This window comes from Amycolatopsis sp. NPDC003676, from assembly GCF_053587275.1.
The window spans coordinates 1-10,185 of record NZ_JBSFNS010000187.1; the positions used below are offsets into that span (position 1 = coordinate 1).

The following is a 10,185-nucleotide window of genomic DNA, read 5'->3' on the forward strand; positions in this document are numbered from 1 at the left end:
GACGGATCCAACGGTATCCGCTTCATTGCCTGTCGATGTCGCAGTTAAGTCCTTCGGCCTGTCCCGCCGCTCACCCCAAAACGCCGGCGCAATCCCGCGGTGGTGGTCCGGAAGGGGAGTTAAGGGCTCAGTGCATTCGGAGAGTGGCGGGGGTGGCTGGTTGGTGACCGGAGTGATGGATTAAACAGGGCTGGTTCGGTGATGTGGGCAACCTCGGCTGGCGTTTGCAGCGCGTAACCGGCAGACTGAACGCGCTGTGAGGGGAGTATTCCTTCGCGGCGGTGTCGTCAGCACGGTGACCCAGGCGAGCATTCGCTGAGGTCCCCGGCACCGTCGGCCGGTTCGCACCGGCGGGAGAGACCTCCGGTTAGTTGCTGCTGCGCACTATCCGGAGGTTTCTGAGATGACTGTCCCCCTGTGGCTGTGGTTCGCGACAGTCGGCGGGCTGCTCGCGCTCATCGCGATCGACCTGGTGATCGTCGACCACAAGCCGCACGCGGTGACCACCGGCGAGGCCGCTCGCTGGGTGATTTTCTACATCGCCTGCGCCGTCCTGTTCGGCGCGGGCGTCTGGTACTTCGCCGGGCACGACCCCGGAGTCCAGTTCTTCACCGGGTACATCACCGAGTACTCGCTGAGCGTGGACAACCTCTTCATCTTCATGATCATCATGACGTCGTTCAAGGTGCCCGCGATCCACCAGCACCGCGTGCTGCTCGTCGGCATCCTGCTCGCGCTGGGCATGCGGAGCGTGTTCATCGCGGTCGGCGCGGCGCTGATCAACCAGTTCGTGTGGGTCTTCTTCGTCTTCGGCGCGGTGCTCGTGTGGACCGCGATCAGCATGCTGCGCGGCAACGGCGACGAGGAGGAGTACCAGGAGAACGCGCTCACCCGCTGGGTGCGCAAGCTGTTCCCGGTCACCGACGACTACCACGGCCACAAGTACCTGGTGAAGGAAGGCGGCAAGCGGAAGATCACCCCGATGCTGCTGGTGATCATCGCGATCGGCTCGGCCGACCTGCTGTTCGCGGTGGACTCCATCCCGGCGATCTTCGGCATCACCCAGGAGGCGTTCCTCGTCTTCACCGCCAACGCGTTCGCGCTGATGGGCCTGCGGCAGCTGTACTTCCTGCTCGGCGGGCTCGTCACGAAGCTCGTGTACCTCAGCTACGGCCTCGCGGTGATCCTCGCCTTCATCGGCGCGAAGCTGGTCGTGCACGCGCTGCACGAGTACCACCTCGCGCCGGACTGGCTCGACATCAGCAACTGGATGTCCCTCGGCGTCATCGTCGTGGTCCTCACCGTCACCACCGTGCTGAGCCTGGCGAAAGCCAAGCGCGACGAACGGCGGGCGGTAGAGGCGAAATAGGTCGTTTGCCTTGCTAAGGATCGGGTACGGTCGTCGGCATGCGTCCTGCCGACATCGAAGTCCTCGCCGTACCCGGCCGTCCCGCGCTGCGCGGTGACCTCCTGCTCGCCGCGGTGAGCAGTCCCGACCTGGAAGCCGACCAGTACCGCAGCGCGATCCGCCGGATCTCGCTGTCCGGCGGCGAAACTCCGTGGACGCACGGTCCGCGCGACTCCGCTCCGGCGATTTCGCCGGACGGCCGCTGGGTCGCGTTCCTGCGCGCCGGCGACGGCAAGGGCGCCGAGGGCAGCCCGCAGGTACACGTGATGCCGGTCGACGGCGGCGAAGCCCGGAAGCTCACGTCGCTGCACCTCGGTGCGGACGCGCCGGTGTGGGCCCCGGATTCGCGCTGGCTCGCGTTCACCGCGCGGGAAGCCGAGCCGGGTCGCTACGGCACTGAAGACGCCGACGAGCGCACGCCGGAGCCCGCCGCCGAAGCGCCGCGGCTGATCACCCGGCTCGACTACCGTCTCGACAACGTCGGCTTCCTGCGCGACCGGCCGCGGCGGCTGTACGTGCTCGACACGTTCGAAGAGGGCGAGCCGGAAGCGGTGACGCCGCGCGACTACAGCGTCAGCCAGCCGGTCTGGACGCCGGACGGCGAGCGCGTCGTCGTGACCGTGCCGCACGACTTCGACCGCGTTGAAACGCGCGAGCACGACCTCGTCGCGTTCCCGGTCGACGGCGGCGACCCCGAGGTGCTCGCCGCCTGTGCCGGGTATGCCGATCAGCCGGTGTACGCACCAGACGGCACGCTCTACTTCTTCGGCACGTCCCATGAGGACGGTGTCGTGGTCGCTTCCAACACCGGTTTGTATGCGGTCGTGCCGGACGGGAAACCGCGGCGGCTGACCGATGTGGAGACCGTGGACATCGAGAGCGGCTCCGGCCCGGCGATTCCGCTCGGCGACGAGGTGCTGGTCGCCGTGCGCAATCGCGGTGCGGTGGAACTGCGTGCCATCGCGACGGACGCCGACGGGGCGAAGTTCGACGACCTGCGCGTGCTGCACGCCGGGCATTCGGCGGTCCACGGATTCGCGGCGGACGGCGAAACTGTCGTCGCGGTTGTCGCCGGGCTGGACACTGCGGGCGAGCTGGTTGTCCTTGGCCCGGATGGTCCGCGTGCGCTCACTGACTACTCGAAGCCGTTGCGGGACAAGGGTCTTTGCGAGGTCGTGGAACTCGAAACGACCGCGCCGGACGGCTACCCGGTGCACGGCTGGCTCGTGCTTCCCGAGGGCGAAGGGCCGCATCCGGTGCTGCGCGTGGTGCACGGTGGACCGTTCGCCCAGCAGGAATGGACGGTGTTCGACGAGGCGCAGGTGTACGCGTCAGCCGGGTTCGCGGTCGTGCTCGGCAACCCCCGCGGATCGGCCGGATACGGGCAATCGCACGGTACTTCGGTCGTGCACAACATGGGCACCGTCGACGTCGACGACGTGCTCGCGCTCCTCGACAAGGCGCTGGAGCGGCCGGACCTCGACGCGTCGCGGACCGGGATCATGGGCGGTTCCTACGGCGGATTCATGACGAGCTGGGTCGCCGCGAAGCACCCGGACCGGTTCCGCGCGGCGTGGAGCGAGCGCGCGGTGAACGCGTGGGATTCCTTCGCCGGCAGCTCCGACATCGGCTACTACTTCACCGAGGGCTACGTCGGCGCCGACTCCGACGAACAGCGTCGCCGCAGCCCGCTCAGCTACGCCGCCGACATCCGGATCCCGTTCGCCGTCGTGCATTCCGAGCAGGACTGGCGCTGCCCGCTGGAGCAGGCGCAGCGGCAGTTCGTGGCGCTGCGCAAGGCCGGCGTCGAAGCGGAATTCCTGCTGTTCCCCGGCGAGGGGCACGAGCTGACGCGCTCGGGCAAGCCGCGGCACCGGGTGCAGCGGTTCGAGGCGGTGCTGGCCTGGTGGGCGCGGCACCTCAGCTGAGCAGCGTGTAGTTCAGCTCCTCGCACACCCGCCCGAGCGGCACGTCGAGCCCCGGATGGTCCAGCGGAAGCAGGACGTCCGGGGCGATCGGCAGCGCCGCGCCCGCGGGCGGGTCCCACAGGCACACCGAGGGCTTGCCCGCGTCCATCGACGAGCGATACCAGAGCCCGTCGAGGTCCGGCATCGCGCCGCGGATCGCCCGCGCCCACGCCTGGGTGATCTTCTTCGGGCCGCTGGAGATCTCCTGCGAAGCGCCGACCCGGGTCGGCCACAGGCCGGTGAGGTCGAGCAGTCGCAGCACCCGGGTCGGGCGCACCACGACCAGCCGGGGGCCGCGCGTCGTGCGGTCCACCGTCGAGGTCGTCTGGAACACCTCGGCGACGCTCGTGCGCACGGTCAGGCCGAAATACAGCACGCCGTTGCCCGGGTCGGTGACCGGACGGCCGCCGCGGCCGGGCGGCTGCTGGTCGAACCGGCCGTGCGGGAGCGGGCCGGTGTAGCGGAAAGTGTTCCACTGCTGCGGGTGATTGCCGTGCGCGGTGAAGATGCGGACCAGCCGGGTCTCGGGCTGCACCGAAACCACGTCGTGGCTGCGGTCCAGCCCCTTGACCAGGGCCGAGCGCGCCGGAGGCGAGGGGAGCCGGGCCATGCGGGGGAGGTTGTCCGTCCTGTGTCGGGGCAGGGGGCGGGCCGGCGCACGGCGGGCGGATCGGTGCGCGGGCGAAGAAGGTCAGCGAGTCAGAAGGGCGAGCCGAGCGTGGCGACCAGCCGGGCCACCTGCTCGGGGTCGCCGCCGGCGAGCAGCCACTGCCGCGGCGTCGCGGGCCGGTCGCTGATCACCAGGTCGGCCTGCGGGGTGTTCATGAACGCGGCGACGACCAGCGCGGGCTGGTCTTCGGGGACGGCGCGCAGCACGGTTTCGAGGCCGGGAAGCACGCCCGCGCCGTTGAACTGCCACGCGGGCAGCCGCCATCCCTGGTCCTTCCAGCCGGTGAGCCTGCCTTCCTTGAGGCGGTGCCGGATCCGGCTGTCGTCGACGTTCAGCATCTCGGCGGCCTGGCCGACCGACAGCGCGGAATCGGCGAGCACGGCGTGCGCGGCGACGGTGCGCGCGCGGAAGTCCGGCTCGCCCTCGTCCCGCGGGCTCAGGTCGAGGCCGGCGTCGGCGAGCGCGGCCTGCTGGTCGGGAGAGAAGTAGTGCGAGGGGTCGGGATTGGGCGGCGACAGCCTGCGGGCCGCGTCCTCCACGAGCGTGAGGAACTCGTTCGCGTCGGCCTTGAGGCCGGCTCTGGCGAGAACGTTCTCCAGCGCTATCGACATACGCTCAGCCTAGCGCGTGTGTGCGGGTTCGTGCGGTTTCTGGCCTTTTTGTGGGTGAATTCACCAAAGATCGCCACGCATCGCACAGAAGTAAACACGATGCGTAGGCGATGTCGGGACAGTCTGCCCCGCACCGGGTGGCTTGTCCAGGCTTTCGAGTGCTTGACACTCCCGGACCGCGGATTTACGTTGCGAACGAGTAATCGGTTTCCCGCCCTCGGGTGCGGCCCGTGCTCCGCCGTCCGCGGCGGAAGCTGGGGGGACAGGGGGTGGGGCGTGCCTGGCGGCTCGGCGGATCTCCGCCGGGCCGCCAGGCACGTCGTTTCCCTCGGATTCCGTTTTCGCCCCGGGCGTGCTCGGCGGATTTCGCCGCTTGGTTCTCGCACAGCCGGTCAGCGGTGGGAGCTTTGCCGGTCGATCAGTTGCGCGTCCAGGGTCGTGGTGACCGGTTCGCGGGTGCTGTCGGCGATGCGGGCGAGCAGCAGTTGCGCGGCGACCCGGCCGATTTCGTACGCGGGTTGTGCCACGACTGTCAGCGGCGGGTCGATCAGCGTGGTCCACGGGGCGTCGTCGAACGAGACGATGCCGATGTCTCGACCGGCTCGCAGGCTCCGCTCCGCGAGCGCCTCCAGGACTCCGATCGCCATCGTGCTGTTGGCGACCAGCAGCGCGTCCGGCGGCGTCGGCTGGTCCAGCAGGTCCCCGGCGGCGCGGCGGGCGCCTTCCGCGCGGTATTCGGCACGGCGGTAGACGGCGTTCTCCTCGCCGACCGCGTCGAAGTAGCCGGCCAGCCGGTCGTCGGCGGTGCGCACGCCCGAGGGGCCGGTCAGGCACGCCACCTGGCGGTAGCCGTTCGCGACGAGGTGCCTGGTCGCCTGCCGGGCGGCGCGGCGGGTGTCGACGAGCACCTGGTCGCCGTCAGTGCCGGGCAGCGGCCGGTCGACCGCGACCACCGGCGTGCCGAGCCGGCGCAGGCGGGTGACGTTCGTGGCCGGGCCGGTGGGGGAGAGCAGCACTCCCGCGACGCGTTCCTGCAGCGCGACGTCGAGATACCGGCGCTCCTTGTCCTCGTTCTCGTCGGAATTGCAGAGCACCACCGAATACCCCGACACCTGCGCGAGATCCTCGACTCCGCGCGCGATCGAGGTGAAGAACGGGTTCTCGACGTCGGAGATGATCAGCGCGAGCACCGCGGTTTCCTGGCGGCGCAGGTTTCTCGCCAGTCCGTTCGGGTGATAGCCGAGTTCCTCGGCCGCCTCGAGCACCCGGGCGGCCAGCTCCGGGTCCACTGTGGACTTGCCGTTCAGGGTCCGCGACACCGTGGCGGTCGAGACGCCTGCCCTGGCGGCGACGTCGCTGATCGTGGCCACCGAGCCTCCTCGTCCTGGCTTTCTTGACACCCCGGTGAGCGCAGAATACCTTGCCGGTAATCGTTTACCGTCCGCTTGCCGGGGGTGCTGTGATGCGACCGGGCCCGTTGCTCGGCATCGACATCGGCACGTCCAGTTCGAAAGGCGTCCTCGTGGGTGCGGACGGCACTGTACTGGCGCGCGCCGCCCGCCCGCACAGCACCTCCCGCCCGCGGCCCGGCTGGTTCGAGCACGACGCCGAAACGGTGTGGTGGGCCGGGTTCGCCGAGCTGATCCGCGAATTGCTGGCCGGCGGCGAGAAACCGGCCGGGCTCGCGGTGAGCGGCATCGGCCCGGTGCTGCTGCCCGCCGACGACGGCGGCCGCCCGCTGCGCCCGGCGATTCTCTACGGAGTCGACACGCGGGCCGGCGCGGAAATCGCCGAGCTCACCGCCGAACTCGGCGAAGAGTCCATTGTGGAACGCTGCGGCAGCGCGCTGTCGAGCCAGGCGGTCGGCCCGAAGTGGCGGTGGCTGTACCGGCACGAGCCGGACGTCGCCGCGCGGGCCCGGCAGTTCCTGATGGCGAGCTCGTACCTCGTGCAGCGGCTGACCGGCGAATACGTGCTCGACCACCATTCGGCCAGCCAGTGCGATCCGATGTACGACCTGCGCGAGGGCGGCTGGGCGGAGGACTGGGCCGCGCTCGTCGCGCCCGGGATCGAGTTGCCGCGGCTGGCCTGGCCGACCGAGGTCGTCGGCACGGTCACCGCTCAGGCTGCCGCCGAGACCGGGTTGCCGGCCGGAATGCCGGTCACCTGCGGCACGATCGACGCGTGGGCCGAAGCGACCAGCGCGGGCGTGCGCGACCCTGGCGACACGATGGTCATGTACGGCACCACGATGTTCCTGATCCAAGCTGTCGCCCAGGCGCGGCCGGTCTCCGGACTGTGGGCGACGCGCGGGGTTCTGCCGGGCAGCTACTCGCTGGCCGCGGGAATGGCGACGTCCGGCGCGATCACCGACTGGCTGCGGGAACTCTTCGACGGCGACTTCGCCGAACTGGTCGCTTCGGCCGGTCGCGTACCGGCTGGAAGCCGCGGTCTGCTGATGCTGCCGTACTTCGCGGGCGAGCGGACTCCGGTGCCGGATCCGTTGGCGCGCGGGGTGATCGCCGGGCTGACCACCTCGCACGGCCGGGCGGAGCTGTACCGTGCGGCGTTGGAGGGAACGGCTTACGGGGTGCGCCACAACCTCGCCGCGATGGGTTCGCCCGCGCGCCGCTTGGTGGCGGTCGGCGGCGGTACGCAGGGGCGCGTGTGGACGGGGATCGTCAGCGACGTGACCCGGACGCCGCAGCATCTTCCGACGGAAACTGTCGGGGCGTGTTTCGGCGACGCTTATCTGGCGGCTTTGGCGGTCGGGCTGGAGCCGGATATCGAGGCGTGGAACCCGGTCGCCGAGGTGCTCCAGCCGGATCCGGAGCGGGCGGATCGGTACGACGAGTTCTACGCGCATTACCGGGCGTTGTATCCGGCGACGATGGAGACCGCGCATTTCCTTGCGCGGCAACAGGATCTGGCGGCGGAGTGAGTTACGGGCCGAAGTAGGCGCCCGGGGTGAGGCCGGTGAGGGCCCGGCATTCGCGCGTGAGGTGCGGCTGGTCCGAGTAGCCCGCGGCGACGGCCAGGTCGGCGAGGGTCGCGGTGGCGGGTGCCAGCGCGATGGCTCGTTGGAGGCGCAGGATTCGGCGATAGGTGGCTGGTCCGTAGCCGACTGCGAGGGTGAACCGGCGGCGTGCTTGTCGTTCGCTGCGTGCGGGGCGATCGTGCGCAGGGGATTCACGTCGGCCCGGAGCCGCGGCATCCCAGGCGAACTCTGCCAGCATCCGTTCCACCACCGGATCCGCTTGAGCAGCCCGGTCGGTCGCGACGTCGGCCATCGCGTCGGCGAGGTCGCGGCCGCTGAGGATCTCGTCGGCGAGGGTCGTGCCGCGGTGGTTCCACAGGTCCGTCAAGGAGATCCGGCTGTCGCGCAACTCGTCCGCGCCGACGCCGAGCATCGCCGCCGCCGCGCCCGGCCGGAAGCGCAGGCCGCGCAACCGGGTGCCAGGCGGGAACTCCGACGTCCACGCCGCCGTGTCCGGTCCCGCGACGAACACCTCGCCGTGGCCCGCGACGAGGTCGACGCAGCCGTCGGGAACGATCCGCTTGGGACCGGGCTCGACCGACTCCCAGCGGCAGCGCACGAGGCGGCGCAGCGCTTCCGGCGGCGGGCTTTCGCGGTACACCCCACGATCATGCCTCGCGGGTACGACAGAATGCGTCCCATGACCCCGATCGACGCCCTGGCCTGGGTCCATGTGAAGGACCGGCGGCTGCTGTCCGTCCGCACCAGCGGCAAGCAGAAGTTCTATCTCCCCGGCGGCAAGCGCGAACCCGGCGAGGGCGACGTCGAGGGCCTGTGCCGGGAGATCCGCGAGGAATTAGGCGTCGCGCTCGACCCGCTCAGCTTCCGGTTCTTCGCGCTGCTCGACGAGCAGGCCGACGGATTCGCCGACGGCCGCCGGGTCCGGATGACCTGCTACACCGCCGACCACACCGGCGAACCGGAGCCGTCGGCGGAGATCGCCGAAGCCGCGTGGCTGCGCGCCGAGGACGCCGCCGCCTGCCCGCCGGCCGGACAGCGCGTGCTGCGGATGCTGTCCGAGGCCGGGCTGGTCGACTGATCACCCTGGGTCAAGCGGGGAGTGCGCGAGCGTTATCGGCATCGTGCGTGGTGACCGCACTCGTGAGCGAACCCCAGCTACCCCCATCAGGGTGAAAAGGAGCTCATTTTCTCGGGTTGGCTAACGCCGTGTAACGGTCTGGCGAAGAACCAGACGTCGCACTCGCGGGAAGTGCGCTCGAGAAGAGAAGACCTCTCCATGGGTGTTCCTGGCGCGACCCGGCCCACGGCGGACCGGGGGGAATCGGGCAGGCTGCGGCCGCTCGGGAGCGTGGTGGTCGTGGCCGGCGTCATCGCCGTCGCGGTCACCGTCGCGTGGTACGTCATGCCGAAAGCGACCCCGGACCGGCCCGCCCCGGCCGCGTCGGTGCCGTCGGTGACGGTCGAACCGGCGGTCGTGAGCGAGGTGACCCGCACGGTCGTCTACGAGCTGACCGGCGGGGACGTCGCGCGCAACCTGACCTACGTCGCGACCGGCGGCGACCTCGAACAACAGGCCGAGGTGCACCTGCCCTGGTCGGTGACGGTGGAGCGGAAGGCTCCCGCCGCGCAGCCGGTGTTCAGCAGCCTGGTGGCGCAGAGCGCGGGGGCGCTGCTGTGCCGGATCCGGGTGGACGGGCACGTGGTGGCCGAGAAATCGGTGGCGGGGGAGGGGCGGCAGCTCAGCTGCAGCGCCTGACCCCGGGCGGTTTGAAGCGCTCCGACGCCGTGGCCGATGCCGCGTTGGGTGCGGCTGACGCACCGAACGCCACATTGGGTGCGCTCAACGCACCGAACGCGGCATTGGGTGCGTTCAGCGCTCTGAACGCGGCATTGGGTGCGTTCAGCGCACCGAACACCGCATTGAGTGCAGCTGACGCACCCAATGCGGCATTGGAGTTTTCTCGGCAGTGCAGTGTGCGGCGGGTTCGTTGCAGCGGTGCTGGCCAGCGGCTGTGGTGCACCGCCTGGCGCGACGGGTTGCGTGGCGCCGTTCCTGCGAAAGGTCGTGAGGGGAACCCTGAGGGAATCAGATTCCCTCAGGGTTCCCCTCACGAACCTTTCTCGGGACCAACTGAGCCGCGCAACCTCGTCTTGCCAGGCGGTGCACCGCATCCCCTGGTGACCGCTGCAACGAACCCCGTCGCAGTGCTGGGAAACCCCAATGTGGCATTGGGTGCATGGGACGCACCGAATGCCACATTGGTTGCGCTAGGCGCACCTAATGCCGCGTTGGGTGCGGGGGGAGGCACCGAAGGCCGTTGGTTGCGCTGGATGCACCGAAGGCTGCGTTGGGTGCATGGGGTGCACCGAATGCCGCGTTCGGTGCGCTGAACGCACCCAATGCCACATTGGGGTTGTTCCGTAACCGTCGTGCGGTCGCGTGCGGCGATGCGAAGCACCGGCTAGGCCCGTGATGGTTCGCGGCGCTCGGCTCCCGCAGTCGTCCGTGAAGGGCTCCTTGAGGGAATCAG

9 protein-coding genes are annotated in these 10,185 nt (G+C 70.1%); 5 read left to right on the plus strand and 4 right to left on the minus strand.

The window, feature by feature from the left end; all coding sequences use genetic code 11:
* Positions 1–403 precede the first annotated feature (403 nt).
* On the plus strand, positions 404–1,369 hold the full coding sequence (locus ACWDNU_RS43725) for a TerC family protein (protein ID WP_449673186.1): 966 nt from the start codon (positions 404–406) through the stop codon (positions 1,367–1,369).
* A gap of 38 nt (positions 1,370–1,407) precedes the next feature.
* Positions 1,408–3,336 (plus strand): S9 family peptidase, encoded by a 1,929-nt coding sequence (locus ACWDNU_RS43730; RefSeq protein ID WP_449673187.1) that lies wholly within the window; start codon positions 1,408–1,410, stop codon positions 3,334–3,336.
* Here the strand turns inward: ACWDNU_RS43730 and ACWDNU_RS43735 are convergent.
* From ACWDNU_RS43735 to ACWDNU_RS43745, 3 genes are all read right to left on the minus strand, one after another.
* Entirely contained in the window at positions 3,329–3,985 is a 657-nt protein-coding gene (locus ACWDNU_RS43735) for an RES family NAD+ phosphorylase (protein WP_116206792.1), read from the minus strand. The genes ACWDNU_RS43730 and ACWDNU_RS43735 overlap by 8 nt on opposite strands.
* A gap of 89 nt (positions 3,986–4,074) precedes the next feature.
* Positions 4,075–4,656 (minus strand): DNA-binding protein, encoded by a 582-nt coding sequence (locus ACWDNU_RS43740; RefSeq protein WP_449673188.1) that lies wholly within the window; start codon positions 4,654–4,656, stop codon positions 4,075–4,077.
* 392 nt (positions 4,657–5,048) lie between these two features.
* The gene (locus ACWDNU_RS43745) at positions 5,049–6,026 is read right to left on the minus strand and encodes a LacI family DNA-binding transcriptional regulator (RefSeq protein ID WP_449673189.1); all 978 of its coding nucleotides are present in this window, start codon (positions 6,024–6,026) and stop codon (positions 5,049–5,051) included.
* A gap of 92 nt (positions 6,027–6,118) precedes the next feature.
* Here ACWDNU_RS43745 and ACWDNU_RS43750 point away from each other — a divergent pair, with 92 nt between their 5' ends.
* Complete coding sequence (locus ACWDNU_RS43750; protein ID WP_449673190.1) at positions 6,119–7,597, plus strand: FGGY-family carbohydrate kinase; 1,479 nt, start codon at positions 6,119–6,121, stop codon at positions 7,595–7,597.
* 1 nt (position 7,598) lies between these two features.
* Here the strand turns inward: ACWDNU_RS43750 and ACWDNU_RS43755 are convergent, their stop codons facing one another.
* Positions 7,599–8,294, minus strand: a complete 696-nt coding sequence (locus ACWDNU_RS43755) for an AraC family transcriptional regulator (protein WP_449673191.1) — start codon at positions 8,292–8,294, stop codon at positions 7,599–7,601.
* A gap of 39 nt (positions 8,295–8,333) precedes the next feature.
* On the opposite strand from ACWDNU_RS43755, the gene ACWDNU_RS43760 reads away from it, so the two are divergent.
* Positions 8,334–8,732, plus strand: coding sequence for an NUDIX hydrolase (locus tag ACWDNU_RS43760; protein WP_344286483.1), 399 nt, complete (start codon positions 8,334–8,336; stop codon positions 8,730–8,732).
* A 198-nt stretch (positions 8,733–8,930) separates the two neighbouring features.
* Entirely contained in the window at positions 8,931–9,410 is a 480-nt protein-coding gene (locus tag ACWDNU_RS43765) for an MmpS family transport accessory protein (protein WP_449673192.1), read from the plus strand.
* Positions 9,411–10,185 lie beyond the last annotated feature (775 nt).

Bases quoted from the DNA above. Each gene is read 5' to 3' on its own strand.
- ACWDNU_RS43725 (WP_449673186.1), top strand. From the start codon at position 404: ATGACTGTCCCCCTGTGGCTGTGGTTCGCGACAGTCGGCGGGCTGCTC.
- ACWDNU_RS43730 (WP_449673187.1), top strand. From the start codon at position 1,408: ATGCGTCCTGCCGACATCGAAGTCCTCGCCGTACCCGGCCGTCCCGCG.
- ACWDNU_RS43735 (WP_116206792.1), bottom strand. From the start codon at position 3,985: ATGGCCCGGCTCCCCTCGCCTCCGGCGCGCTCGGCCCTGGTCAAGGGG.
- ACWDNU_RS43740 (WP_449673188.1), bottom strand. From the start codon at position 4,656: ATGTCGATAGCGCTGGAGAACGTTCTCGCCAGAGCCGGCCTCAAGGCC.
- ACWDNU_RS43750 (WP_449673190.1), top strand. From the start codon at position 6,119: ATGCGACCGGGCCCGTTGCTCGGCATCGACATCGGCACGTCCAGTTCG.
- ACWDNU_RS43760 (WP_344286483.1), top strand. From the start codon at position 8,334: ATGACCCCGATCGACGCCCTGGCCTGGGTCCATGTGAAGGACCGGCGG.
- ACWDNU_RS43765 (WP_449673192.1), top strand. From the start codon at position 8,931: ATGGGTGTTCCTGGCGCGACCCGGCCCACGGCGGACCGGGGGGAATCG.